Here is a 24,806-nt window from a genome sequence, read left to right on the forward strand (position 1 = left end):
CGATCCTGAGTTGGTGCAACCACAAAAGCAGCAAACCCACTACAGACAAACAAACAACTTCCTTTTACAACAAAACCAGTTAACTGTCATGCAAAAACCTGCAATTATTCCATTAGTCATTCTGCTGGCTATCAGCTTATGGGCTGTGCTCAGCCCATCGGTGCCAACCACCATCGTAACTGAGGGCATCAACTCCGGCGATACTGCCTGGATGCTGATGGCTACGGCACTCGTTTTATTGATGACACCCGGCCTTGCCTATTTCTATGGTGGTATGGTGAGCAACAAGAACGTGATTTCGACCATGTTGCAGAGCTTTGTTGCCATGGGCGTAATCAGCATTATCTGGGTCGTTGTTGGGTTTAGCCTGGCCTTCGGTGATTCAATCGGTGGTTTCATCGGTGACCCACGTACTTTCCTGATGTTTAAAGGTGTACTGGACGGTAAGCCCTGGTCGCTGGCCGCTACAATTCCCCTGGCCGTCTTTGCTTTCTTCCAGTTGAAGTTTGCCGTTATCACGCCTGCCCTGATCACGGGCTCAATGGCTGAGCGCATCAACTTCCGGTCCTACGTATTGTTCATGATCCTGTTCAGCCTGTTCGTATACGCGCCGCTGGCTCACTGGACCTGGCACCCAGAAGGTTTCCTGTTTAAAATGGGCGTTCTTGACTTTGCTGGTGGCACCGTTGTACACATGTCGGCCGGTTGGGCTGCGCTGGCGGGTGCTTTGTACCTGAAGCGTCGTAAGAACCACGTCAATGCCAACTTCCTGCCACCCGCCAACATTCCGTATGTATTGCTCGGTACGGGTCTGCTGTGGTTCGGCTGGTTTGGTTTCAACGCTGGTTCGGCGGTGGGTGCTTCTCCATTAGCGGCGGTTGCCTTCGCCACCACCAACACGGCTGCGGCTGCGGCTGGCCTGGGCTGGGTATTGTTCGACGCTGCCAAAGGCAAAAAGGTATCGGCCCTGGGCTTTTGTATTGGTGCCGTAGTTGGTCTGGTTGCCATCACGCCGGCCGCCGGTTTCGTTACCGTTCCACAGGCTATCTTCATCGGTACGATCGCCGCTATGGTGTCTAACTTCGTGGCTCACCTGCGGTCTAAGTCAACCCTCGACGATACCCTCGACGTGTTCCCCTGCCACGGTGTAGGCGGCATGGTTGGTATGCTGATGACGGGTATCTTCGCCACCAAAGGCGTTAACTCGGCAGTAGCGGTTGAAGGGCTGGCCTACGGCGAATTTGCCCTGTTCTTCACGCATTTGAAGGCGCTGGCTATCGTATCTGTCTTTGCCTTCGGTATGTCATTGCTGTTGCTGAAAGTCACTGACATCATCCTGCCCCTGCGTGTATCGGAAGCCGACGAAAAAGAAGGCCTCGATGTCAGCCAGCACGATGAGTTCCTGATCGACGCTTAGTAGAATTTTTCTGGCACGCCGACTGATCAGGAAATTGACTTCCCCAGCCAGGCGATTACGTAAACACTTCAACTTTGAACTAAAATATAACGACTAATCCACAGGCTTAGGTGTTGTTCGTAGCCTCGGTTATGGCCCATCGGACTGTGGTTTTGTTGTACTCGTTGAAGGTATCTGCTTCTGGCGGATACCTTCTTTGTTTTCGGAAGTGGCTGGAGTGTACTTTTTGACAGGATTACAGGATTTACAAGATCTCTACTAGCAAAAGCCATCAGAGATCTTGTAAATCCTGTTAATCCTGTCAAAAAACAAATCCTGTCAAAACTCTTAACGGTGCGCCTCGCAGGTACGTTGTACCTTTACGTATATGACGCGCTCATCACTTTGGGGACGTACCCGCGACGGTTTGAACTTTGCCAGTAAGCTTACGCCCCGGCGAATAGCGAATGCCGTACGCGTACTGACCAGTTTTTACGCCTCCCGGCAATCAGGGGAACCCAATCAAAAAGGCTTGCCCGTCTCGCTCTCGGTTGAGCCAACTACGTCGTGTAACCTGCGCTGCCCGGAATGCCCGAGTGGGCTTCGCTCATTTACCCGGCCAACGGGTATGCTGGGCGTCGACCTGTTTAAACGCACCATCGACGAGCTGCACGATACACTGCTGTACCTGATCTTTTATTTCCAGGGCGAACCCTACCTGCACCCGAATTTCCTGGAACTCGTACGCTACGCCGCCGACCGGAAAATTTATACGGCCACCAGCACGAACGCGCATTACCTGACCGACGACAATGCCCGCAAAACCATTGAATCGGGGCTTGACCGGCTTATTATCTCGATAGACGGCACCACGCAGGATGTATACGAGCAGTATCGGGTTGGCGGCAATCTAAACAAGGTACTGGAAGGCACCCGTAATCTGATCCGCTGGAAAAAAGAACTGAAGTCAGCCACGCCCCACGTGATCTTTCAGTTTCTGGTAGTAAAGCCCAATGAGCATCAGATTGCTGAAGTTCATCAGTTGGCCCGCGAACTGGGCGTAGATGAGGTCAAACTAAAAACGGCGCAGATCTACGATTACGAACATGGCTCCGATCTGATGCCGACCATCGAGAAGTACAGCCGCTACGCACCCAAAGCCGACGGCACGTTTGGTATAAAAAACGCCCTGCTCGACCATTGCTGGCGCATGTGGCACTCCTGCGTGATGACCTGGGACGGACGTATCGTACCCTGTTGCTTCGACAAAGACGCCGATCACCAGCTAGGTACGTTGCAGGATCATAGTTTCACGGACGTGTGGTTCAGCGATGCCTATCGCCGCTTCCGTCGGACCCTCATTCAGAACCGGGCCGAGATCGAGATGTGCAGAAACTGCACGGAAGGCGCCAAAGTGTGGGCATGATTTAGTTCGTGGTTTGTAGTTTGAAGTTTGAGGTTGCCTTGCCCGTTAATCGACTGGTAAACAGGCAACGCAACCTCAAACTTCAAACTACAAACCACGAACTAATTTCGTTGTGAAACATTTTCGTGAAACGTTTCTTGGAAAGCTAACTTGGTTCCGGCATCTTTGGGACTGCAACGAACAAACCCATGGGTAAAGTTATTGCCATTGCCAACCAAAAGGGTGGCGTCGGTAAAACCACAACAACGATTAACCTGGCTGCCAGTCTGGCCGCTTTAGAATTCCGAACGCTGATTGTCGATGCTGACCCACAGGCGAACTCCACTTCCGGATTGGGCTACAACCCAAAGGAAATAGAAAACAGCATCTATGAGTGCATGATTGAAGATGTGCAGACGCGCGATGCCATCATTCAGACCGACTTCCCAAATCTGGATCTGCTGCCCTCCCACATTGACCTGGTCGGGGCCGAAATCGAGATGATAAACCTGCAAAGCAGGGAAGACAAGATGAAAGATGCGCTGAACCAGATTCGCGATGACTATGATTTCATCATCGTCGACTGCTCGCCGTCGCTCGGTTTGATCACCATCAACAGCCTCACCGCTGCTGACTCTGTTATCATTCCGGTACAATGTGAATATTTTGCGCTCGAAGGGCTCGGCAAGCTGCTCAATACGATCAAGATCATTCAGTCGAGGCTGAACACGGATCTGGCCATCGAAGGCATTCTGCTGACGATGTATGATCTGCGGGTAAGGCTGTCAAACCAGGTGGTGGGTGAGGTGACGTCTCATTTCCAGCAAATGGTTTTTCACACCATTATTCCCCGCAATATCCGCCTGAGTGAATCGCCCAGTTTTGGGGTGCCCGTGCTGGCGCAGGACGCCGACAGCAAAGGGGCCATTAGTTACCTGAATTTAGCCCGCGAGATTCTGGTCAAAAACGGCCTCATGCCACAAGAAACAGTCTAACGTCTAAAGCTCAACGTCCAAAAAGAGCCTCAGTTGAGTAGCCAACATTGGACCTTACACCTTTAGACCTTGAACTTCTTTTCAAATGAATACGACAAATACGAAGGCGGGCGCGCCTAAAAACAATAAAATGATGGGCCTTGGTCGGGGGCTTGGCGCATTGCTGCAAGACAGCGATGGGCGGCAGCAGACCAAACCATCGCCCTACGAGTCGATCAGCACGATGTGCGAAATTCAACTCGATCAGATCGAAACGAACCCCTTCCAGCCACGTACCCGGTTTGATGAGGAGGCACTCAACGAACTGGCCGACTCGATTCGCGTTCAGGGCATCATTCAGCCCATTACGGTGCGGCAACTGGGTAAAGATCATTACCAGCTCATTTCGGGCGAACGCCGTTTGCAGGCATCCAAGCTGATTGGCATGCTGCACATTCCCGCCTATGTGCGGACGGCCAACGACCAGCAGATGCTCGAAATGGCCCTGATCGAGAACATTCAGCGCGAAAACCTGAACTCGATCGAGATTGCCCTCTCCTACCAGCGGCTCATCACCGAATGCAGCCTGAAGCAGGAAGAACTGGGCGAGCGCGTGGGTAAAAACCGCACCACGGTCAATAATTACATCCGCTTGCTGAAGCTTCCCCCCGCCATTCAGGCATCCCTTCGCGACACCCGCATTTCGATGGGGCACGCCCGGGCGATCATCAACATCGAAAACCCCGAAACACAGATCAAACTCTTCAACAAGATTATTGAGGAAGACTGGTCGGTACGGAAGGTGGAAGAGGCCGTGCGGAACCTCTCGATGGCCGAAGACAACGGCCCGGCCCGCAAAACAACGCTGCCCAAGCAGGAAATGCGGAGCTTGCAATTCAAGCTGTCGTCGATGTTTGGTAGCAAAGTGGTGATCAAGGCCGACGAAAAGCACACGGGCGAAATCAAGATTCCGTTCACTTCGCAGGAAGACCTCGACCGAATTCTGAACGTTCTCAACTATTCAGCTTAAGATCATTTAACACAGCAGTAGTGTCATTCCGACCGGCGTTTACGTTACGAGCATGGCTACAAACGTTCGCGCCGGTCGCGTCATTACCGGTAATCAGGTGAAAAACAAATTTCTGTCTCCCAGACGTGCCCGCCGATTGGGCAAGGCTGGGTACGTCCTCTTCATATGGATCGGCCTGCTAAGCGTATCTACAGGTACATTGCTGGCCCAAAGGCCCGACACAACCCGGCAACGACCCATTATCAGGCCTGGCACACCACTTCCGGGCGACACGCTCACGCCCGAAATGGCCAGAGATAACAACGCAGTCCTGGTCGATTCACTGATCGTTGATGATGTTGACAGCGTGGCTACTGACACGGTTCAACTGTCGGCGAAGGCCAATGCTGAAATTCGCAAGATCATCCCGAAACGGGCGGCGTTGCTCTCGTTGGCCCTGCCGGGTCTGGGTCAGATCTATAACGGCCAGAAATGGAAAGTGCCGATCATCTACGCCGGTTTCGCCTCATTTGGCTACTTTATCGTTACCCTGGGCGGCCGCTATCAGGAGTTCCTGGCGGGTTATACCATAGCGTATAACAAACCAAATGTTGCAGGACAGGACCCTACCCGCACGAAAACGGCTTATATCGATGGAGTTGAACTACCATTAAATACGCTCAAAACGGGTACCGATTTCTACCGGCGGTGGCGCGATTATAACATCATTTTTACCGCCCTCTTCTGGGGCCTGAACGTCGTGGATGCCAACGTAACAGCCCACATGAAAACGTTCGACCTCTCGGATAGCCTCACGCTCAAGTATGAACCTACCGTCATGCCGTCGCTCACGGGCCTGGTGCCGGGTGTAAAGCTGACCATGACGTTTAGAAAGTAACCTTATAGCGCCAGCACCTGTATTACTCAATTCAATACCTACCAGTACCAATGGATATTCTCTTACTTGGTTATGGCAAAATGGGCAAAGCCATCGAACAGATTGCCCTCGAACGTGGTCACCAGATTGTTGGGCGTATTGACCTCAACAACCGCGCCGACCTCGATGCCCTGGCTGATGACGCGGTGGATGCCGTTATCGAATTCAGTTCACCTGAATCGGTGGTCGAGAACTTGCGTTACTGCATTCAGCGTGGCTGGGCCGTAGTTTGTGGCACAACCGGCTGGCTTGGTCAGCGGCCTGAAATCGAGCAGGCGGTTCGGGAACGGGGCAGTGCTTTTTTCTATGCCTCGAACTATAGCATTGGGGTTAATCTGTTTTTCCGGCTGAACAAAACGCTGGCAAAATTCATGCACGACTACCCCAGCTATCAGGTATCGATGACCGAAGTACATCATACCCAAAAGAAAGATGCGCCTTCCGGCACGGCCATTACCCTGGCCGAAGGACTACTCGAAAACCTGCCTTACAAAAGCCACTGGGCAGTGTCGGAAGCCGACAAGCCCGCCGAAGGTGATACGACAGATGCCATCGTGATCGACTCGGTGCGCGAGGGCAACGTACCTGGCACGCACATTGTCCGGTTTGAGTCGGCCGTTGACCGGATCGAGATTTCGCACGTGGCCCATAATCGGCAGGGATTTGCCGTTGGGGCCGTGGTGGCTGCCGAGTGGGTGGCTGGTCGGCAGGGCGTTTTCGGGATGGACGATTTGCTGGGAGAATGACAAGCAACCCGAATACCGGACGGGCGGTTAGTCGTTAGCCCCCAAAACGTTGTAATTTTGTAAACATAACAAGGTTCATCCATCAACTTTTCAGTAAGTTCAACTCGCTGAATCAGTGGCGGTGAATCCAGAACATCTACTTCCTGTGTCTGAAGTCAACCTAAAAACGAAGACCGCCAAACCGGTCAGAAAAAAATCGGCCATCCGCGAGTGGTTCGATTCTGTTTTGTTTGCGGTCGTAGCCGCTACGCTCATCCGCTGGCTCTTCATGGAAGCCTTCACCATTCCAACGCCCTCGATGGAGCGGAGCCTGATGGTGGGCGATTTCCTGTTCGTCAGCAAGTTCCACTATGGCACCCGCACGCCCAAAACGCCTTTACAGGTGCCGCTGACGCACCAGAAGATTTGGGGCACCGAGATTCCATCCTATCTCGACTGGATTCAGTTACCGCAGTTTCGGCTACCAAGCTTCACGAGCGTAAAAAACGGCGATGTGGTGGTGTTTAACTTTCCGCCCGAAGATCAGTATCCGACCGACCTGAAAACGAACTACATCAAACGCTGCATGGGCATTTCCGGCGATGTGCTGGAGGTACGTCATGGGCAGGTGTTCGTAAACGGAAAAGCTGCCGAAGTGCCGCCAAAATCGCAGATGACGTACTATGTAGAAACAAGCAAGGGCGATCTGGACGATGCGTTTTTCCGTCAGTACGATATTGTCAACGACTACCCGACCAGCACGTTCAACTGGCAACCGATTGAACAGGCAGATTCGGTGTCTAAAACGAGCAAGGTCGTTGGCTACAAGCTGAATACCACTGCCGAGACGATCGATAAGATCAAAACGCTCGATTGGGTGAAAAAAGTAACGCCCTATGACGAAGAACCAAGCCCAACGCCAACGCCGTTTTCGCAGATGTATGGCGGTAGCAAATTCCCCTGGACGGTCGATAACTTCGGTCCAATTACGATTCCTAAAGAGGGCGTTACCGTTCAGCTCGACGAGAAATCAATTGCGCTATACGGAACAGTGATCAAGAAGTACGAAGGCAATGAAAATGTTGACATCACCGAAAAAGGTGTCACTATCGGCGGAAAAGCTATTTCATCGTACACCTTCAAACAGAACTACTACTTCATGATGGGCGATAACCGGCATAATTCGCTCGATTCGCGTTTCTGGGGCTTTGTCCCCGCCGACCACATTGTCGGGAAAGCCGTCTTCATCTGGATGTCGATCGACCCTAATCCGGCCAACGCCGCTAACAAAATTCGCTGGAACCGGCTGTTTAGCGTAGTACACTAATCCAAATCATATGTAGGGACACCCCCTCGTGGGTGCCCGCTCTCGGGCGCGACAGCGACCGCCTGAAGCAGTTGCCGAAAACTTTTGGGTAGCCAATTTACAGTTGAATACAAACAGTAAAGGCGTTTCCACTTACAGATGTAAATGGAAACGCCTTTTTTGCGATCGCTATCGCGTTCGAAAGCGGGTAGCCACGCGAGGGTGATCCGGCCTTCCGGCTACCCCTACAAATCAACGATTTGAATTATTCTTCCTCCGCGTGCAGCCAGGCTTTCTTGGCTAACAGCGTTTCTTCGTCTTCTTCGTGCTCAGGGTCAGGCACGCAGCAATCGACCGGACAAACGGCGGCACATTGCGGTTCTTCATGGAAGCCTTTGCACTCGGTACACTTATCGGTAACGATGTAATAAAACTCGTTGGAAACAGGCGTTTGGGGCGACTTACCGCTCACAACGGTGCCGTCGCCAAAATCAACGACATCGAGGGCAGTACCACCACCCCATGTCCACTCGACACCACCTTCATAGATGGCCGTGTTGGGGCATTCTGGTTCGCAGGCACCACAGTTGATGCACTCCTCAGTAATCATAATGGCCATAATCGAATCAATTTAGCTGGCTAATAGTCGGGGGACTGATAATGAGACAACAAATATAATTATTTAAAGTTGGCCGATGGAAGAAAAAAGTGGCCTTATGACGTGATCATCTGCACAATAAGCCAGCAACCGGAGCCAATCTACCCACCATCGTCACCGAAATAAAGTTATTCGATGATCTTCTCCGCCTCCAGTCTTTTCTTCTCTTCCTTCTCCCGCCGCTTTTGCTCGCGCCGTTCCTGGCGGAGTTGCTTCCGCGTTTTCACCGTGTCGGTAGCGGCGGGTTCATCAGCAGGGCGGGTCGGGCGAACAACGGGGGCCTCCTCGGCAGGTTGCTGCGTGGCGGGCTTCTGATCGTCGTCCGGGTTGCCGTTTAGCAGTCGATTAAACAGATCATCCATACCGCCTCCCTCCGACGGGTCGGTGCTCAGGCTGTCGGATTCAACGTAGTCTTGCGGAGTTACCTGTTGGCGAAGACCTTCGCGCAGACGAACATCGTAGAACCCATAAGCGCCACTATCTGGTTGAGTAAGACCACGTTTAGCCATAATGCGGCCGATGATCTTAAAGTAGCCCCGCACATTACGTACCTGCAACGAGCCGTCTGGCTGGAAATGGTTTAACGCTTTCTTGGGGCTTGGAATAACGAACGCCAGGAAAATACTCTCCCCTAAATTCAGTTCGGCGGGTGTTTTATCGAAATAATACCGGGCGGCTTCACTAATACCGTAAATATTCTTACCCCATTCAATGATGTTCAGATATACCTCGAACATGCGCTCCTTCGAGACTAGCCGCTGATTTTCCAGAAGCCAGACGATCAGGATTTCTTCAACTTTTCGGGAGAGGGTTTTATTCCGGTTCAGAAAGACGTTCTTCACCAGTTGCATCGACAGCGTGCTGGCACCCCGCTTGAATGACCCTGCCTTGTAATTGGTGGCGATCGATACGCGAAACGCTTTTTCATTAAAGCCTTTATGCGTGAAAAAATTGTAATCTTCCGAGGTAAGCACCGCATTCTTCAAATCGGGTGCAATGTAATTGAGGGGGGTAAAGTCGGGGTTATCCGGCCCTACCGATATATCCCGAACGGGCTTGTCTTTCTCGTAGGGTGTGTAAATAAATGGCTGGTTGATGCGCCGAAAATCAGTTCGTCCCATGCCAACAATCCTGAAGCCATCCGGTGTCAATCCAGAGTCAAACTTAACTGAATCGGGTTGTGCCGTATCGAAGTTAAAGCGCAGGTCGTAGCGCAGTTTCCCGGCCACTTTCATGCCATCGAGCGAAGCAAACAGCCCTTTCGGGAACGAGTTGAACAACGCCTGCGCATCCATATCGTCGGTATGCAACTGTACGTCAATCGTTTTGCCGGTTCCTGCTTCGGCGTCGGGAAGCGTATATTTTATGAACGGCCGGGCCGACACTTCGCCCAGATGAAGCGTTGAACTGCTATCCACACCCACGTAGTTTTCGCCGACAAACAGATTGGCATCTACCGCCGCCCGCTGAACAACTACATCATTTGGCGATAGGGCCGGGTGATTCAACCGCAGGTTGCGCACTGATCCTACACCTTCGAGCCTGAATTCACCCCGCGACCGATCAACGTCGCGCAGTTCGGCATGTAGGGTATCGGCCTGCGCTTTTAACTTAAATCGCTGCTCCAGGTATTTAATTTCCAGTGGCTTGCCAACGGCATACAGGTTTACATCGTACTCTTTATCGGAGGGCGACGCGGTGCCGGTAATGTGCCAGATCGCCTCGTTGCGGTTCAGCAGGAACGTTGACGTCACGTCGCCGTTGTCGATCCGGGCTTCCGACGCCAGCAGGTTGAGTTGCTTATCATTGTCGACAACCCGGAAATCGAAGTTGCGGACGTTCAGATCATCAGGAATCTTGGTCAGTAAGTTGTTGATCAAGTTTTCGGCCACATCCGCCAGATTCGTCCGGGTACGTGGTTTACGGGTGTCGGTTGAATCTTTCCGACGTTTCAGAATACTATCCAGGTTTGTCAGCGAATCGCGTTTGACCACCTGGAAGAACCCGTTTTCAATGGATAATTCAGACAGGGCCACGTTGCCAACCAGCAAGGGCCACAGCCGAACGCTCACCAACACCTGGTCGACGCGGGTCAGGCTGTCGCGGTCGGCGGGCACTACCGATACGTTGGTCACCGACAGGGAGGTTAACCCGGTGAATTTGGCTGAGCCAATATGTACGGTCAGGTCGTAGTCTCGCTTGGCCTTCTTGACGGCCCTCTCAATAGCGATGGTAAGCAGGCGTTCGCGTTGGGTGTACGCGTAAACGGCTCCAGCGATGCCCAACACCAGAAGTGTCAGCACAGTCCAGGCCGTGTAGCGCAGGACATTGCGTTTGTTAATTGGCATTTCGTTGCGAATAGTGCCGCAAAAGTACGGATTTCAGGAGGTGAACGCTACCTAACCCGTCGGCATTGTTTTCTGCAGGGTGTGTACATAGCAAAACGGGCAGCACAGGCCACCCGTTTTACAGTAAAAATAGGTCAGTTATTGGCTTATCGGCTACCCAGCGGGAACAGATAGGCTACAGCTAGCTGGGCAGTGATTGGCTTGCCTAGTACTTTTCCAAATTCACTTCCGCTGGCGGTTGAGCCCAATGGGTAGTAGCCACGCGCTTCAATGGTGAATTTGCCCGAACTGGTTGGAATACCGATGCCAAGACCCAACGCGCCACCGTAGCCAATTACTGTTTCAGAATTAGCCGGGCGGGCTTCGAGCGAGTATTGACCGTATGGGCCTACATTAGCAAAGAAACGGGTACTACCCTGCTCACCAAACTGAAATTTAGCCAGCAAAGGCACAACCAGGCTACTGACCGACTGGGTTGTTGTGACACCCGTCAACGAGGTTGGACTGGTAAATGTGGTCACCTTAATATAGTCCTGCTGAAAGTTGATTTCTGGCTGGAAGGCAATGCCGCCCCGCCCAAACTGGAACACAACACCCGCCTGAAAACCGTAGGAAGGATCGGGCGTCAAATTAATAAAACCACCTGACCCATTCGGGGTTTGTAATTTTTCCAGGTACGTATTGTAGTTACCCCCCACGCGCACACCTATATAGGTACGTGCCTCGTCGGACGACGCGACGGCCGCTTTACGATTGGCGCGGGTAGCCATTTCATCCGAGTCGCGGGTACGTTCTGTTTTGCGACCTTTCTTGCCCGTATCCGGCGTATTGGTCTGGCTCTTCACGCCATGTAGTTCGTCATACATCTGTTGTTTCTTCGCCGCATCCAGCGTAGCCGCATTCTCAGGCTCGGTGCTGGGGAACGTCAGTGTTGACGGGGCCGGTTCGGTTGCTGCCGCCGCAACGGTTACAGGCCGGGGTTTTGTTGCGACCGGCTTTTTCACCGTCGTGGTTTTCTTAGCGGTAGTCGCCGTTTTTTTTGTCGTTGTCGACTTTTTCTTAGTTGTAGACTGAGCCGTGGCTACGGACAAGCAAAGGCAAACGAGTAGGAAGGTGAAGAAAGACCTCATGAAGCGATGTGGTTAACTGGTGATTGAACTGTTGAACAAAGTTGATTGGTTATTGAGCGACTTACTAGTTGATTTGAGGTAACGGCCTGTTGACTTGCGTAACTGGCCACTTGTTAACTTTCTTTTGAAACAAAGATGACTCTTTCCGAATTTACTTCTAACGACCAGTAGTATAAGATGACGACTCAACATCCAAAAACGGCCCTGATAACCGGGGCAAATAAAGGCATCGGCTTTGAAGTGGCCCGTCAATTGGCTAAACGTGGTTTTGCTGTATTTGTTGGCTCCCGCGATATGGCTAAAGGACGTGCCGCCGCACAAACCCTGTGCGATGCCGGCTACGAAGCAACCTTCATTCAACTCGACGTTACTGACCCGGTAAGCATTCGGCAAGCCGCCGGTACGTTCTCACAGAAGGCTGATCACCTCGATGTATTGATCAACAATGCCGCCATTCTGGAGGATCATGGCGAAACGATCGTTAAGCTTAATCCTGAACTACTGGACCGGGCACTGACCACAAATGTAAAAGGTGCCATCATGGTCACCCAGGATTTTTTGCCCTTTCTTGAAAAAAGCCCAAACCGGGATCAGATCGGCACGCGCATCATCAACGTGTCGAGCGGGGCTGGGGCGCTGGGCGAGATGCAGACGTATGCTCCAGCCTACAGCGTCTCGAAAACGGCCCTGAATGCTGTTACCCGGCAGTTTGCCGGAGCCTTGCCTGGTGTAGCCGTTAACTCGGTTTGTCCCGGCTGGGTACGTACCGATATGGGTGGCAAAGGGGCCAGCCGGTCGGTTGAACAGGGGGCCGAAACAATTGTCTGGCTCGCCACCGATGCACCCGCTACCGAGACGGGTAAATTCTGGCGCGACAGGAAAGAGATTGCCTGGTAGGGCCGCTACGGGCCACTCAGTGGGTTGGGGGAACTAAAGCCTACAGGCGGGGTTTATGCCATTGACAAAAGTTTGAACGCAATAAACTCAAGTATAATCATGGCAGCAGGATCACGGGCAATCGAAGCCACTGACGCTAATTTCAACGACCTGATCAATTCAGACATACCCGTACTCGTCGATTTCTGGGCCGAGTGGTGTGGCCCCTGTAAGATGATCGGCCCCGTTGTGGAGCAGCTCGCTACTGAGTACGACGGCAAAGCGGTTATCGCCAAAATGGACGTTGACCAGAATGCACAGGTACCCATGCAGTTTGGCATTCGCAGCATTCCCACACTGATGGTATTCAAGAACGGCCAGATGGTCGATAAAGTAATTGGTGCCGTACCCAAATCGGTACTCGAACAGAAATTGCAGGCCCAACTGGTGTAGTTTAGCCACATTAAGCCAGCAGCAATGCCAAAAAGCCAGCCCCCAGGGTTGGCTTTTTTATTGGTCCAGTCTGGTGCTCATTAGGCCAGTCCCATAACCGTTTATCCGTATTGGCCGTTGTTGATTCCAGACAAGATTGTAGTATTGTCCCGTCAACCACGACAACACACACATGGCCGATTCCCCGAACAATTCTGACCGAAGTTTAGGAGACAAATTATTGGGGTTCTTCATCAAAGAAGAACCCAGCGCCGCCAGCAACGTACCTGCCGCCCAACCAGCACCGAGAAACGGGCCATCAGCGCCGCCCGCACCCAGCGCATCCGGTATGGCAGCAGGCCCCGCTACAGGTTCGCCTGTTGGATCGGTAGACACAAAGTTTGTCGATCACTTTGCGGGGGTACTCAGCAAAGCCAACTTGCAGGGCCCCGATTATTTTGAATTTCGGGAGATCCTCCGAAACCTGAGCAATCTGGGTCTTCCCGAAGAGAAGCAGTTTCAGGCGGCCTGGGCCAGTTTCAAGGCGATGGCCTCAACCGGCGATCCGGGTATACTGGCAACAGCCGCCAACCAATACCTGGCGGCGCTCAGCACCGACCGCGACGCCTTTCTGAAAAGCGTTGATGCCGCTATGAAAGAGCGGGTGGGTGGGCTTCAGGAAGAGCAGAAGAAACTCCAGGCCGACAACGAAGCCATTACCAAACAACTAGCGGAACTGCAACAACGGGCCGCCGCCAACGCCGATCGCCTGACCAAGATCAGCGGTGAGGTACAGGAACAGAGCGCGAAGATCAGCCAGAACCGGGCCAACTTCGAAGCGACTTACGCTACCTTCACCGACCAGATCAAAACCGATATTTCGAAAATTGCCACGTACCTGAAATGAGTTCTCTGTCTTCTGTTTACTGTTTGTATCGGCGAACCCCCAACCCGGACGCGGGACCGCCGATACGAACCAATAACTGTTCACCAATAACTGATAACTAACTATGGCTTCTCCTGATTTTTCACAACTGGCGGGCGGCGGTACCAACGACAACACGAAGGGGTCGTTCTGGGGTCGCCCGGAAGGCATTACCGGCATGTTGGTGCTGGGTGCTCTGGGGGCGGTTGGCCTCGTTTATTTCAATCGGATCATGGAATTCCTGATCCGCGCTACCGAAAACACGCTGTATTTGGCCTTCCTGCTGGGTATAGTGGCACTGCTGGTCTTTCTATTCACCAGCCGTGATGTGCGCACCGCCATGTTTTTTCTCTACAAAACGTTGATGCGGAAAATCACGGGCACGGTGATTCAACTCGACCCCATTGCCATTATGAAGATCTACGTGCAGGACCTGCGGGAGAAACGCGAGAAAATGCAGGGGCAGATCGACACACTGGCCGGGCAACTGGTGAAACTGAACAAAAAGATCAACGAGAACAACGAGTCGATCAAGCAGAAGTTTGCCGAAGCCAACAAAGCCAATGAACTGGCGGCTACCCGCCCCGGTATGAAGGAGGCGGCCACGCTGGCAACGATGGAAGGCGCTGGTCTTCAGGAAATGAACGAGAAACTGTTTCCCCTTCAGCGGAACATGAAACTCGTGCTCGACTTCATGGAAAAGGTCAATAAATCGGCCGACTACCTGATTAAAGAGACCGACATCAAGGTCAAGCTCAAAGAAACGGAGTATAGGATTGTGAAAGAAAGCTCAAATGCCCTTAAAACGGCGGTGAGCATCTTCAAAGGAAATCCCGACAAGAAGTTTTACTTCGACGAGTCGATGGAGTATATCCAGGAGGATATGAGCAAGAAACTCGGTGAAATGAAACGGGCCATGGACCTGTCGATGGACTTCATCAACGGCGTCGACATTCAGAATGGCATGCTCTCTGATAAAGGACAGACCTTACTGGAAGCCTACAACAAAGGCGAGTTTTCGCTTGTTCAGCTCAATGCCCCGGCAGCCGACCGTCCGCTGGAAGCCAAAGTGATCAATCCGCCTAAAGACGAAGGTTACCGCAGCCTGCTCGATTAATTGAATTGGTTAATTGGTGATTGGTTGATTAGTTATTGGTCAACCAGAAGATCAGCCATCGGAGTATAACCAATCAACCAGTAACCAATCCCCAATCAACTATTCACCTAATCAATAATCCTTTTCCATCCATGCAACGATTAACTACTGCGGGCCGTCTGCTGATTACGGCCTTAGTTTTAGCCCTCATTTATTTCGGCCTGAAGTACGTAGCCGGTGTTGACCTGATTGAGAAATTCAAAGGAGGCAACAAGACCGAACAAACCGATACCACCTCGCCCACGCTCCCACCGGGGCAGGAGGCCACTGAGGCCGCTCAGGGAACCGGCGGCGTCGATGTGAACGCCGATGAAACCACAGCCAGCTCCTCTGAAGCGAGCAGCGAAGGTGGCATCCCCGCCGCTTTTAATTATCAGGCTCCTGAACCACAGGGCGGCAAGCTAAAAGGCGTTGTGGAACTGGGAGCCAGCGGCTTCAATTCATTCATCGTCAAGATTGATGATCAGAAACGCTGGAAGCTCGAAAAAGCTGAGTTTGGCAACAGCCTTGTACTTGAAAACATGGCCACTGACCTCGACATTCGGGCGGGGCTGAAGCAGTACATCGCCAACATGCTCAACTTCGGTGTAGGTGGCCGCGAAATTCAGTTTGTGGTTAGCTCGGGCGCATTGAAAGCCGAAACCACCCAGAAAATCATCAAGAACCTCAAGGCGCTGAACTACGTGGTGAACACGGTGACGCCCGAACAAGAAGGACGACTCGGCCTCCGGGCGGCCTTGCCTGCCGAATTTGACGACAACGCGTTTGTGGTCGACATGGGCTCGGGTAATACCAAGATCGCCTGGAAGAACGGCAGCGATGTAACGGCACTCGAAACCTACGGTGCCAAATACTTTGAGAAAGGTACGGACGACGCTACCGTAACTGACGAAGTGAAAAGCAAAGCGAAACAGGTGCCAGCCGACCGGCGTAAAACGTGCTTCATCATCGGCGGTGTTCCGTCTGACCTGGCCAAGCAGGTACGTAAAGGCAAAGAGCGGTACACCGTCTTGAAGTTGCCCGCTGGCTACACGGGCGAAAACGCGAAGCAGAAAGCGGGACTCAACATCTACAAGAGCGTGGCGGATGCAACGGGTACAAAACAGTTTGTATTCGACTGGGACGCTAACTTCACTATCGGCTACCTGCTGTCGCTGAAGTAATAGATACCGCACCAGTAGAAGGGCAGTCTGACACATAAGTCATGTGTCAGACTGCCCTTTATTTTTTCTAAATAAAGTGGCTAGTGTTTACCGTTCGCTAAATCGCAATTAGTTTCTACTTACTATATATACTAAAGTTATTATTTGTTACCGTTCTTGCTGAGGGGCAATTGAAGCGAGAGCATGACCGGTAAATAAGCCCTGTGTTATTAAATCAGGCTATTGTTAAAAACAGTTGTCCTGAACGGACGGTTTAAGTAGCTTAGTAGCTGAATTCTATGGGCTAGCCTAGTTAACTAGAAAATTGATGAACCAATTTGACAACACAATGCCCGGGGCCTGGCCCGGCTTGCGCGAGATTCCGCCTAGTCTCTCGCCGATCAGCATGAACAAAACGCTGTACATCGGCAAGTTCACGGATGAGTTGCCGATGGAAGCAGAAGCCGTTCCAGATATGGAATCGGTCGATGACGTCATGGATCATTACAAACCTGAGGTCACGGTCATGCTCAATAGCCAGACTGGTGAACCAATGGCAGAAACCTTCAAATTTGGTCGTTTAGGCGACTTTACACCTGAAGGGATTGTGGAGCAAAGCCCTTACCTGACCGAGCTTAACGATCAGATGCGGGATCTGCAGCGGATCAACTACCAGCTTCGCTCCAACAAAATGTTGCAACACGCCATTCAGAATCCGCAGGCAAAACAGACCATGCTGGCAATGATCCAGCAGATGATCGATGAAATAGAGCAGGCCGGTTAAGCCGGTCAAGGTCCAATCCATACCTTTCAAATCAACTCAACGTTTGTCATGGCTGAACAGCAGAAAAACCAGGCTACCACTCAACAAACCGGCACACAGGAACGTGAAGTTGCTTTGGGCCGGTCGTTTTCCCAGAACATAGCTGAACTTCAGCAGTTGAAGTTTGGCGGATATAAACTTCTCGAAACAACCATCGAGGGGGCCGATAGCCTGAATCCAGAGCGCCGGGCCAAGCGCGAGATCTTTCTGAAAGAGAGTGATCGCCGCCGTGACCGGGAAGCCTTGCTGAAGCGACTCGAACTTTGGAAAGAAATGCTGTCGACCGATGGTAGTGTTGCTGAGCTAGCCGAGCAAACACAGCAAAAGCTGGAGTCTACCGAAGAGCTTCATAAACAGAACGTTAAAGAAGTGCTCGATGCCAGCCGCGAGTTGGAAGCTACCTATCGGGGCGTGGCCCTGTACTTTGCCAACGCCAATCAAAGCGGTTTCAAGGTACGCAACATCGTTTTTGTCAATGCCGGACTCAGCCAGCTCGACCCGGCCAATGTCTACAACAACGATACCATCGACTACGTCAAGAACGAGATTCATCAGGTATACAACCGGTTCGACTTGCAGGAAAGTTATTCCCTGCTGGTTATTCCGGGCTACCTCGGCAAGAAAACTGTTGTTGATGCCTGGGCCAAAATAGCCAGCGATCACAAACTGATGCTCATCACCGACTACCGGAATATGGGTGGTTTGAAAGATACCATCAAGGAGTTTCAGCGCGAGAAGCTATCACAGGACGTACCCCGCTTTGCCAACGTGATGATGACAGTGAACCACCTCATTGGCCGGGGCAAATATGAGGAATACGACGAAGAGGAAGATCTCTATATAGAGCCGTCGACGGCGCTGGCTGGAAAGATCCACCAGAACCTGATTTCACAGGTATCGGCGGGTCTGCAGTTTGGTGCTCTCGAAGAAGTAGACGGCGTTCGCATGAACTTGCTTAAGACGGAAGTGGGTGAGCTGGAAGGGCTGGGCCTGATTCCAATGACCAAAGAGTTTGCCCGCATCATTCCATTCTCGGGCAAAACCCTGTTTGCCGGCAATAACGTGGGCCTCAAGACCTATTCGGTGGTCCGGGTTTTCGACTGGCTGATGAAGGTGATGATGAATTTCCTCAACAAACGGGCGATGGAAAACTGGAGCGGCAAGGTTGAAAAGCAACTGACCGACGAGATCGTGGCCTTCCTCGACCGTATCAAAGGCCCCGGCAAAATCATCGACAAGTTTGATCCACCCAAGTTCCGGCAAGACCCCATTCAGCCCGACCGGATCATCGTTGATCTTAATATTACGCCGTTTTTCCCAGCCAAAACATTTATCATCAACCTAACGGGCGAGAAAGGCCGGAACGAAGACACAGGCCGCCGAAACGACTTTAAAGCAGAGGTTCGTTGATGCAATTTATGGCGCAAGTACCAACCCGACAGACCGATTACGTTGTCTGCCCGGCTGGTACTTGCGAAAACTGGACGCTATCACGTACCTGACTATCGCCAAATGTGCCGTATAGCGCAGCGCAAGTTTACTAAGCTGATCTCCATAGCTATGCCATTCTCTTACTCTATAGAGATCATCAATTAATAGTTTACGCTTTTCCGACTATGGCATCATCCTTTCGTTCGGAGTTTTCGGTCGATGGACTGGAAAGTCCGCTGACATTGATCGACAGTTCCATCAACTTCAACCAATCGACCGACCGCAAAGGCCGGGCGTCGGCGGGTGTTCGGAGTGGATTGGTACAGGTAACCATTTTAGGGAATGATCGGGGCGTGTTGACGAACTGGGCCTCAGACCCACTTGCGCTGAAGAACGGCTGGATCGTTTACCGAGATCAGAAAGGGGGTACGTTGCAGCGGGTCGAGATCAAAGATGCTTACTGTGTACAGTATCATGAATCGTTTCGGGTGGGTGATGCTACGGCCGCCTACTCAATTCAGCTAGGTATGACGGCCCGACAGATCATCATTGACGGCCATATACATGATAATATGTGGATGGATTGGAAAATGGGGGCTTAATCCGCTCACTTTTCTCATAAAACGGATGCATTTATGGCGCAGCAGGTAAAAGCAGATATAGTGATTGGCGGAAAGAAGCTGGAGCATTTCACGCATCTCCAGATCAACCAGTCGCTGTTCACCCATCATACGTTCGAAATAGCCGTGCCTTTCGAAGTGCTTGAGGACAAAAACGACTTTTTCTTCAAGCAGTCGCACTCCGCTATGGTGGGCGAAGTGGCCACTATTTCATTTAAAACCGTTTACAAGAACGTACCTGCCGACTTCAAATTCTCGGGTATTGTAACGGAGTTGACGCTGATCAATGATAGCGATATGATCAATTCGTTCGTTATCATTGGTCATAGTCCTACCTGCCTGATGGAGGATGGTGCGCAACGTCGAGCCTGGGTGGGGCAGCCTTTTCCTGGCATTATCAATGATGTATTGAAAGATTACAGTTCGTTCAACAAATCGGTCAATGTAGTCTTTAAAGATAAAATAGATTATAAAGCTCAATACGACGAATCCAATTGGGAGTATTTGACCAGACTTTGTCACGAATATGGCGAGTGGTGCTATTACGATGGTACCCAATTGGTTGTGGGCAAAGCCGTACACCCTGAACAGGCTTTTGTAGCCGATGGCATCCAGCACTTCTCCATGTCAGTTGGTGTGAAACCCAACCAGATCGAGATGATGCACTACAATTATCAGAAGCATGAGCGCTACTCCTCGAAAGGGCAGGCGGTATCAGGTCTGGGTACGTTCGGTGATTTTGCTTACTCAAAATCGGCGGCTCTGTTTTCTCAATCATCGCTTCAATGGCCGTTGCGAGATATTCAGTTCAAGTCACAGCTCGACGATGCGGTGGAGGCTATGAATAAAGCCAACGCAACAGATTTGGTCCGGTTCAACGGGGCGGGCGAGAACCCAAATCTGGGCGTGGGGGTGGTTGTTAATGTTACTGCCCGCAAGCTCGATACGGCCAACACCAATAAATTTAAGGAAGAGAGTGCCGGCAAATACCGCATCAATACCATTACTCATTCGGTGGATGAAGTGGGTAATTATGAAAATCATTTTGAGGCTGTTCCTTTCTCTGTCAGTTCGCCCCCATTTAGCCCCAATCCCCATTCGCCGGTAGCATTACCGGAAGTAGCCACGGTAAAGTTTAACGAAGATCCGCTCAAACTGGGCCGGGTAAAAGTGGAATTCCACTGGCCCAATACCCTGATGGCCAAATCAAGCTGGATTCGGGTGGCGGTGCCTTACACGGGTGGAGCCAGAGGTTCACTCTACATACCGGAGATAGAAGATCAGGTCTTGATCAGCTACGAAGCCAACCACGTTGATTTTCCGGTCATTGTTGGTAGCCTTTATCACAAAGATCCGTCTACCAATTACTGGTTCGATAATAACTATCAGAAGATAATACGGACCAAAGGCGGCAATAAGATTGTGATGAAAGACAAGCCCGGCGAGCAGGAATTTTTCATCACCAATTCAAATAATAAAGGCACCAGTTTACACATAAGTTTTAAGGATGATGGCGTCATTCACATGCAGACAAAAGGGCTTATTCAGATGGATGCCAAAGACATCAAAATGAACGCTAAAAATAACATTGAAATGCAGGCCGGGAAAGATATCAAGATCACGGCCGGCAAAAATGTGGAGGTAAACGCCACCGTCGACCATAAAGAAACGGCCAAAAATATTACCCTGAATGGGAGTAGCACGATCGAGGCAACAGCTCCCCGAATCGACTTGAATGAATCTTAACCTCAATGCTTTTTCGCTTTCTTTTCAGTAACAATTGTTCAACTAAAACAACTTACCACTATGGCTGCATCAGCAGTTGCCGCGTATTTTTCCGCCATGGGCGTACCAGACACTGAAGTCGTTAGCTTCAACTATGAGTTGAGCCGTTCGGTTGACTCAAAAGGACGCCCCTCATCCGTCACCCAGGGGGGCGTGGTGCATGTTGAACTGACATCTTCGGATGCCGACGGCCCGCTGGCCGAATGGCTGGCAAACTCCTACACGGAAGGCGATGGCACCATCCGTTTTGTCGATCAGGATCAATCGACTTTGAAAACAGTCGAATTCACAAAAGGCCGGTGTATTCGGTATGCCGAGCGTTTCAACAAGACGCCTGAGCAGGGTGTCGTTGCTCGTCCGGCGGCGACCTTCACGCTGAGCATCTCGGCGGAGAAAATTACCTTCGCCGGTGCTGAACATGACAATAACTGGGGTGACAAAGCGTAAGCTTAGTTGCCAACTGGAAGGGGGTTTGAATGGCTGGCTCTGTTCAAACCCCTTTGTCTACCTTCGTCTATACGATTCAACTCCCTGGTTATGATCTCATTTAGCCTTCCTGGCATGAGGTCGGCACAGGCGGTGCCTACAACATAACGGTGGCTTGTACACTTGCTCAGGGCACAAAATCATGACCACATCCAGCGGGTATACAGCTTTAACGGGCAATGAGTTTTATAAACTCGTCAATCAGGTAATTATCCGCCGGGGCAGCACAGGTGAGCTACCGCCACTGGACCAGTATCTAAGTTCGCTCTGGCACCTGACCAGCCAATATAACGATGGTATTTTGCCCCGGTTTACGTTCAGCATGGTAGCCGATTGGTTAGACCAGGCCTTCGACTACCCGCCCATGATCTACGACTGGCAGGCTGATTTAAAGCAACCTTATGTATGGAGCGACAATTACGAAACAGTTGCCGGAACCGAGGCCCGTCAGCATGAACTTCGGTCTTACAACTATTTTGAGCGCACCATCAAACGGCAGATCAGCGAATTAAAGCGTGGATTTGCCAGCCATCCTGAGGCTGTACCAAGTAGTCAGGTGGTTTGGCAGAATGGTACGGTAGACGGATTCCTTGAGCGGGCTGTGTGTACTTATGAAGGAAAAGACGATGTGGAAGATCTCGATGATTTCTATGGTTGGTATGATTTAGTGAGTTACCTGCACGCAGGTCAATGGACTGAATAACTAACTGGTTATGCCAAGCAACTATGTGCCCAATAGCAGTTGGTTACGGAGTGGCAAAGGAGCTGTACCTCAGCAACTCCGGGTCATTCACCATAACAACACGCAGATATACGGTTCTCCCCTAGCCTCGGAGGCAGACAAAGATCCATTCATCAATATCCCCTCAACGGGAGTTTGTTCGGTCTTGTGTAGTGCCTGTGTACCTACCCCACTTTACTGGGGTAAAACGGCTCAGGAAGTAGTCAGCGACGGCCATACAATGGCCGGTACACGTGACGCCATACTACGGGCTGGTGGTCATACCGCTGGGGTTATTCCCCTTTAGAGATAGGCAGAACTTGGGGCCACAATTGGTGTCGTTGGCGGGGCATTAGGTGCCTGGGGCAGTACAGTAGGCGGCTGGTTTTAGCAGTATTCAACTACTGGAGGCGTATAAATATCAAGTCGGATGGTTAAAACTTCACCAGCTAATGAAGAAATTCATCTCACCCGTTACAAGCCGAAGCGGACTCAATAAAGGCCAAAAAACGGCTGCAAGAACCATTAGTCGATTTCCGAACAAAGCTGATCGGGGAGGCATAATCTGGATGAACTGGCATGGAAAATATTCAAGGATTATCAAGGCCTTAAATCGTGTAGCTGTTTATCACACAATTTTTGCCCGGTTCATAAAACACCAGGACAATGTGTTTATAACACCTTCTGACGGAACCTATTTTGGAATGGCTCCGGAGGAGAGAGGTGCAAACGGGTACACTATTTATATTGGAAATCATGGGTTTATAATCAACGGGCAACTAGTGGCAGATCCTACATTTATAGCAAAAGTAGTTATGCACGAAGGGCTGCACAGTAGATACCACATGGCTCGCGCAGAAGGTAAGTTATCAGCCTATCCCACTGTATACAGACACTATAAAATACAGCAGAAGACCAGCAATTATGAAGGCGACCATCAAGCTATGGCAGAAGGTAATGTTGATACGCTTGTTCAGGGCATGATTCAATTTGATAATGTTTACGGGCTGAGTCATTCGAAAGATTGGTATACTGCTATAGCCTGGTGGGGAAGCCTGACCAGGGCAACAAGTAACTGGAAGAATATGTCGGCTTCAGTAAAAGACAAGTACATCAAGATTCAGCAGAATGAGCAGGCATACATGGCTTACTTAACGGCTAAAGCTAACTGGGCAACTACTAAAAATGAATTGAATAAAAATGATTATACCACTAGAAAGATGCGGGTCGATTGGGGCTTATTCAACAGAACAAGAACAAGTTAGATGAAACAGGCAGCGTTTCTTTTTTCTATCGCTCTATTTCTTAGCTGTCACACCGACAAAAGGGAGCACACTGTGCTGGTAGCATCTGGGAATGTGTCTACTGAAAAAACAGGGATGGTTAAGGCAAAAAAATGGGTTGAATATAAAAAGATTCCCGTGATGAACAATCAAGACTCCTTGCCTTATCCAAACTGTTATATAATCATTAAACAGGATTCTTTTTTTTACTATCGCTATAAAAAACTTTACGAAAAGCAACTGTTGATTAGAAATAAAAATTACATAGATACCGTCTACACATTCAAACAGAAGCCTGGCGATCTGCTCCTGTTTAACGGCGTAAATAATAAATATTGCTTATTGAAAAGAGATTACTTCGAAGGCGATTACGAGTATTTTAAATTAAGCGAATGAATTTAATTGATGTGAATCAAACCAATTAAAAAAATGTAAGGCACCTGTACCGACAACTATCACTCCACGTATGTATTTAGCCACTGATTTGATAACCGTTCCGTTTCCAGCCCAGGGCGGGGTAACCAGCCGTAGGTATGAATTAGCGTATGCCTACCGGATGGTGAACACCAGGGAGGTAGATGAGTATGTGGAGCGGGTGAATGTAAGGTTGGAACTAGATATGAGCCGCCCTTCGCAGGGCTGGTGGACGCTTACTCTCAAACCCGACCTGATCGAATATGTAGGCAGTCCGGGGGCCACGCGGTTTTTTAAAGCTCATGAAACCCAGATTTTGTCTTTACCCCAATTTGTATTTACCAGCGACGAGCAGGGTGTAGTCGATTCTTCGCGCTACGAAGCAAGCACACTTACCCCCATTACCAACGGGCACACGGCTCTACTCATGGCCGACATCAGAGGAACGTACCCAGGTGCTTATCGGATACGTGAACACGTCTTACCGCAGCATTTTGGCGGCATCGATCTCCCTTTACTCGAAACGCTGACGGCCAGTTCTACAGCTACTGGCTATCAAATTCAAATCGATGGCAAAGTCGATAGAAGCAAATTTGACCAGGCGAATTTCAGCCAATTCGTAAAAAATATGATTGATGTGCATGACCTACGTACCCGTGTGGATTTAACCCATGAGATCACTTATTTACTAGACAAGAATGGGCTGATCGATCAGGTAGATGCGTATACGGAAACAGAGGTAGCCAACGCGTATAACATCACCTTCGCCCGTACGTTGAAGAAGGTAGACTAACTGGCTATCAGCAAATTGAACGATGAACAGG

Annotated in this window: 25 protein-coding genes; 22 read left to right on the forward strand and 3 right to left on the reverse strand. The window is 50.7% G+C overall.

What is annotated here, in order from left to right:
• Window positions 1-88 precede the first annotated feature (88 nt).
• The 7 genes from ACFE8Q_RS17465 (at window position 89) to lepB (ending at window position 7,773) form a co-directional block, all read left to right on the forward strand.
• Window positions 89-1,417 (forward strand): ammonium transporter, encoded by a 1,329-nt coding sequence (locus ACFE8Q_RS17465; protein WP_375446708.1) that lies wholly within the window; start codon window positions 89-91, stop codon window positions 1,415-1,417.
• A 367-nt stretch (window positions 1,418-1,784) separates the two neighbouring features.
• Window positions 1,785-2,822, forward strand: coding sequence for a radical SAM protein (locus ACFE8Q_RS17470; protein ID WP_375446709.1), 1,038 nt, complete (start codon window positions 1,785-1,787; stop codon window positions 2,820-2,822).
• 188 nt (window positions 2,823-3,010) lie between these two features.
• Window positions 3,011-3,796 (forward strand): ParA family protein, encoded by a 786-nt coding sequence (locus tag ACFE8Q_RS17475; protein WP_207330726.1) that lies wholly within the window; start codon window positions 3,011-3,013, stop codon window positions 3,794-3,796.
• 85 nt (window positions 3,797-3,881) lie between these two features.
• Window positions 3,882-4,805 carry a ParB/RepB/Spo0J family partition protein gene (locus ACFE8Q_RS17480; RefSeq protein ID WP_375446710.1) on the forward strand — a complete coding sequence of 308 codons (924 nt, stop codon included), beginning with the start codon at window positions 3,882-3,884 and terminating at the stop codon, window positions 4,803-4,805.
• Between the two features lie 52 nt (window positions 4,806-4,857).
• The gene (locus tag ACFE8Q_RS17485; RefSeq protein WP_375446711.1) at window positions 4,858-5,682 is read left to right on the forward strand and encodes a DUF5683 domain-containing protein; all 825 of its coding nucleotides are present in this window, start codon (window positions 4,858-4,860) and stop codon (window positions 5,680-5,682) included.
• A 50-nt stretch (window positions 5,683-5,732) separates the two neighbouring features.
• Window positions 5,733-6,467: a 4-hydroxy-tetrahydrodipicolinate reductase gene (gene dapB, locus ACFE8Q_RS17490; RefSeq protein ID WP_375446712.1), complete on the forward strand. Its 735-nt coding sequence runs from the start codon at window positions 5,733-5,735 to the stop codon at window positions 6,465-6,467.
• Between the two features lie 145 nt (window positions 6,468-6,612).
• The gene (gene lepB, locus ACFE8Q_RS17495) at window positions 6,613-7,773 is read left to right on the forward strand and encodes a signal peptidase I (protein ID WP_375446713.1); all 1,161 of its coding nucleotides are present in this window, start codon (window positions 6,613-6,615) and stop codon (window positions 7,771-7,773) included.
• Between the two features lie 244 nt (window positions 7,774-8,017).
• Here the strand turns inward: lepB and ACFE8Q_RS17500 are convergent, their stop codons facing one another.
• From ACFE8Q_RS17500 to ACFE8Q_RS17510, 3 genes are all read right to left on the reverse strand, one after another.
• The gene (locus ACFE8Q_RS17500; RefSeq protein WP_375446714.1) at window positions 8,018-8,371 is read right to left on the reverse strand and encodes a 4Fe-4S dicluster domain-containing protein; all 354 of its coding nucleotides are present in this window, start codon (window positions 8,369-8,371) and stop codon (window positions 8,018-8,020) included.
• Between the two features lie 167 nt (window positions 8,372-8,538).
• Window positions 8,539-10,758, reverse strand: coding sequence for a transglycosylase domain-containing protein (locus tag ACFE8Q_RS17505; RefSeq protein ID WP_375446715.1), 2,220 nt, complete (start codon window positions 10,756-10,758; stop codon window positions 8,539-8,541).
• 146 nt (window positions 10,759-10,904) lie between these two features.
• A complete protein-coding gene (locus ACFE8Q_RS17510) occupies window positions 10,905-11,888 on the reverse strand; it encodes a porin family protein (RefSeq protein WP_375446716.1) in 984 nt (327 codons plus the stop codon).
• A gap of 177 nt (window positions 11,889-12,065) precedes the next feature.
• On the opposite strand from ACFE8Q_RS17510, the gene ACFE8Q_RS17515 reads away from it, so the two are divergent.
• From ACFE8Q_RS17515 to ACFE8Q_RS17585, 15 genes are all read left to right on the forward strand, one after another.
• Window positions 12,066-12,785 carry an SDR family oxidoreductase gene (locus ACFE8Q_RS17515; RefSeq protein WP_375446717.1) on the forward strand — a complete coding sequence of 240 codons (720 nt, stop codon included), beginning with the start codon at window positions 12,066-12,068 and terminating at the stop codon, window positions 12,783-12,785.
• A 99-nt stretch (window positions 12,786-12,884) separates the two neighbouring features.
• Window positions 12,885-13,217 carry a thioredoxin gene (trxA, locus tag ACFE8Q_RS17520; protein ID WP_375446718.1) on the forward strand — a complete coding sequence of 111 codons (333 nt, stop codon included), beginning with the start codon at window positions 12,885-12,887 and terminating at the stop codon, window positions 13,215-13,217.
• A 172-nt stretch (window positions 13,218-13,389) separates the two neighbouring features.
• On the forward strand, window positions 13,390-14,103 hold the full coding sequence (locus ACFE8Q_RS17525; protein WP_375446719.1) for a hypothetical protein: 714 nt from the start codon (window positions 13,390-13,392) through the stop codon (window positions 14,101-14,103).
• A gap of 103 nt (window positions 14,104-14,206) precedes the next feature.
• Window positions 14,207-15,238, forward strand: coding sequence for a hypothetical protein (locus ACFE8Q_RS17530; RefSeq protein ID WP_375446720.1), 1,032 nt, complete (start codon window positions 14,207-14,209; stop codon window positions 15,236-15,238).
• A 131-nt stretch (window positions 15,239-15,369) separates the two neighbouring features.
• Window positions 15,370-16,440 (forward strand): hypothetical protein, encoded by a 1,071-nt coding sequence (locus tag ACFE8Q_RS17535; RefSeq protein ID WP_375446721.1) that lies wholly within the window; start codon window positions 15,370-15,372, stop codon window positions 16,438-16,440.
• A gap of 307 nt (window positions 16,441-16,747) precedes the next feature.
• A complete protein-coding gene (locus tag ACFE8Q_RS17540) occupies window positions 16,748-17,203 on the forward strand; it encodes a type VI secretion system contractile sheath small subunit (protein ID WP_375446722.1) in 456 nt (151 codons plus the stop codon).
• A 48-nt stretch (window positions 17,204-17,251) separates the two neighbouring features.
• A complete protein-coding gene (locus tag ACFE8Q_RS17545) occupies window positions 17,252-18,652 on the forward strand; it encodes a type VI secretion system contractile sheath protein TssC (protein ID WP_375446723.1) in 1,401 nt (466 codons plus the stop codon).
• A gap of 206 nt (window positions 18,653-18,858) precedes the next feature.
• Window positions 18,859-19,275 (forward strand): type VI secretion system tube protein TssD, encoded by a 417-nt coding sequence (gene tssD, locus ACFE8Q_RS17550; RefSeq protein WP_375446724.1) that lies wholly within the window; start codon window positions 18,859-18,861, stop codon window positions 19,273-19,275.
• 33 nt (window positions 19,276-19,308) lie between these two features.
• Window positions 19,309-21,039 (forward strand): type VI secretion system Vgr family protein, encoded by a 1,731-nt coding sequence (locus tag ACFE8Q_RS17555; protein ID WP_375446725.1) that lies wholly within the window; start codon window positions 19,309-19,311, stop codon window positions 21,037-21,039.
• Window positions 21,040-21,099: 60 nt separating this feature from the next.
• On the forward strand, window positions 21,100-21,525 hold the full coding sequence (tssD, locus tag ACFE8Q_RS17560; protein WP_375446726.1) for a type VI secretion system tube protein TssD: 426 nt from the start codon (window positions 21,100-21,102) through the stop codon (window positions 21,523-21,525).
• Between the two features lie 181 nt (window positions 21,526-21,706).
• Window positions 21,707-22,267 (forward strand): hypothetical protein, encoded by a 561-nt coding sequence (locus tag ACFE8Q_RS17565; RefSeq protein ID WP_375446727.1) that lies wholly within the window; start codon window positions 21,707-21,709, stop codon window positions 22,265-22,267.
• A 10-nt stretch (window positions 22,268-22,277) separates the two neighbouring features.
• A complete protein-coding gene (locus ACFE8Q_RS17570) occupies window positions 22,278-22,592 on the forward strand; it encodes a hypothetical protein (RefSeq protein WP_375446728.1) in 315 nt (104 codons plus the stop codon).
• Between the two features lie 145 nt (window positions 22,593-22,737).
• Window positions 22,738-23,550 carry a hypothetical protein gene (locus ACFE8Q_RS17575; RefSeq protein ID WP_375446729.1) on the forward strand — a complete coding sequence of 271 codons (813 nt, stop codon included), beginning with the start codon at window positions 22,738-22,740 and terminating at the stop codon, window positions 23,548-23,550.
• Window positions 23,551-23,964 carry a hypothetical protein gene (locus tag ACFE8Q_RS17580; protein ID WP_375446730.1) on the forward strand — a complete coding sequence of 138 codons (414 nt, stop codon included), beginning with the start codon at window positions 23,551-23,553 and terminating at the stop codon, window positions 23,962-23,964.
• Window positions 23,965-24,034: 70 nt separating this feature from the next.
• A complete protein-coding gene (locus tag ACFE8Q_RS17585) occupies window positions 24,035-24,775 on the forward strand; it encodes a hypothetical protein (protein ID WP_375446731.1) in 741 nt (246 codons plus the stop codon).
• Window positions 24,776-24,806 lie beyond the last annotated feature (31 nt).

This window comes from uncultured Fibrella sp., from assembly GCF_964250085.1.
GTDB lineage: Bacteria > Bacteroidota > Bacteroidia > Cytophagales > Spirosomataceae > Fibrella.

Coding starts and splice junctions, on each gene's coding strand:
- ACFE8Q_RS17480 (WP_375446710.1), top strand. CDS start 3,882: ATGAATACGACAAATACGAAGGCGGGCGCGCCTAAAAACAATAAAATG.
- ACFE8Q_RS17510 (WP_375446716.1), bottom strand. CDS start 11,888: ATGAGGTCTTTCTTCACCTTCCTACTCGTTTGCCTTTGCTTGTCCGTA.
- ACFE8Q_RS17570 (WP_375446728.1), top strand. CDS start 22,278: ATGCCAAGCAACTATGTGCCCAATAGCAGTTGGTTACGGAGTGGCAAA.
- ACFE8Q_RS17545 (WP_375446723.1), top strand. CDS start 17,252: ATGGCTGAACAGCAGAAAAACCAGGCTACCACTCAACAAACCGGCACA.
- ACFE8Q_RS17530 (WP_375446720.1), top strand. CDS start 14,207: ATGGCTTCTCCTGATTTTTCACAACTGGCGGGCGGCGGTACCAACGAC.
- tssD (WP_375446726.1), top strand. CDS start 21,100: ATGGCTGCATCAGCAGTTGCCGCGTATTTTTCCGCCATGGGCGTACCA.
- ACFE8Q_RS17540 (WP_375446722.1), top strand. CDS start 16,748: ATGAACCAATTTGACAACACAATGCCCGGGGCCTGGCCCGGCTTGCGC.
- ACFE8Q_RS17515 (WP_375446717.1), top strand. CDS start 12,066: ATGACGACTCAACATCCAAAAACGGCCCTGATAACCGGGGCAAATAAA.
- trxA (WP_375446718.1), top strand. CDS start 12,885: ATGGCAGCAGGATCACGGGCAATCGAAGCCACTGACGCTAATTTCAAC.
- ACFE8Q_RS17525 (WP_375446719.1), top strand. CDS start 13,390: ATGGCCGATTCCCCGAACAATTCTGACCGAAGTTTAGGAGACAAATTA.
- ACFE8Q_RS17535 (WP_375446721.1), top strand. CDS start 15,370: ATGCAACGATTAACTACTGCGGGCCGTCTGCTGATTACGGCCTTAGTT.
- ACFE8Q_RS17585 (WP_375446731.1), top strand. CDS start 24,035: ATGTATTTAGCCACTGATTTGATAACCGTTCCGTTTCCAGCCCAGGGC.
- ACFE8Q_RS17580 (WP_375446730.1), top strand. CDS start 23,551: ATGAAACAGGCAGCGTTTCTTTTTTCTATCGCTCTATTTCTTAGCTGT.
- dapB (WP_375446712.1), top strand. CDS start 5,733: ATGGATATTCTCTTACTTGGTTATGGCAAAATGGGCAAAGCCATCGAA.
- ACFE8Q_RS17475 (WP_207330726.1), top strand. CDS start 3,011: ATGGGTAAAGTTATTGCCATTGCCAACCAAAAGGGTGGCGTCGGTAAA.
- ACFE8Q_RS17505 (WP_375446715.1), bottom strand. CDS start 10,758: ATGCCAATTAACAAACGCAATGTCCTGCGCTACACGGCCTGGACTGTG.
- ACFE8Q_RS17500 (WP_375446714.1), bottom strand. CDS start 8,371: ATGGCCATTATGATTACTGAGGAGTGCATCAACTGTGGTGCCTGCGAA.
- ACFE8Q_RS17555 (WP_375446725.1), top strand. CDS start 19,309: ATGGCGCAGCAGGTAAAAGCAGATATAGTGATTGGCGGAAAGAAGCTG.
- ACFE8Q_RS17470 (WP_375446709.1), top strand. CDS start 1,785: ATGACGCGCTCATCACTTTGGGGACGTACCCGCGACGGTTTGAACTTT.
- ACFE8Q_RS17485 (WP_375446711.1), top strand. CDS start 4,858: ATGGCTACAAACGTTCGCGCCGGTCGCGTCATTACCGGTAATCAGGTG.
- tssD (WP_375446724.1), top strand. CDS start 18,859: ATGGCATCATCCTTTCGTTCGGAGTTTTCGGTCGATGGACTGGAAAGT.
- ACFE8Q_RS17465 (WP_375446708.1), top strand. CDS start 89: ATGCAAAAACCTGCAATTATTCCATTAGTCATTCTGCTGGCTATCAGC.
- ACFE8Q_RS17565 (WP_375446727.1), top strand. CDS start 21,707: ATGACCACATCCAGCGGGTATACAGCTTTAACGGGCAATGAGTTTTAT.
- ACFE8Q_RS17575 (WP_375446729.1), top strand. CDS start 22,738: ATGAAGAAATTCATCTCACCCGTTACAAGCCGAAGCGGACTCAATAAA.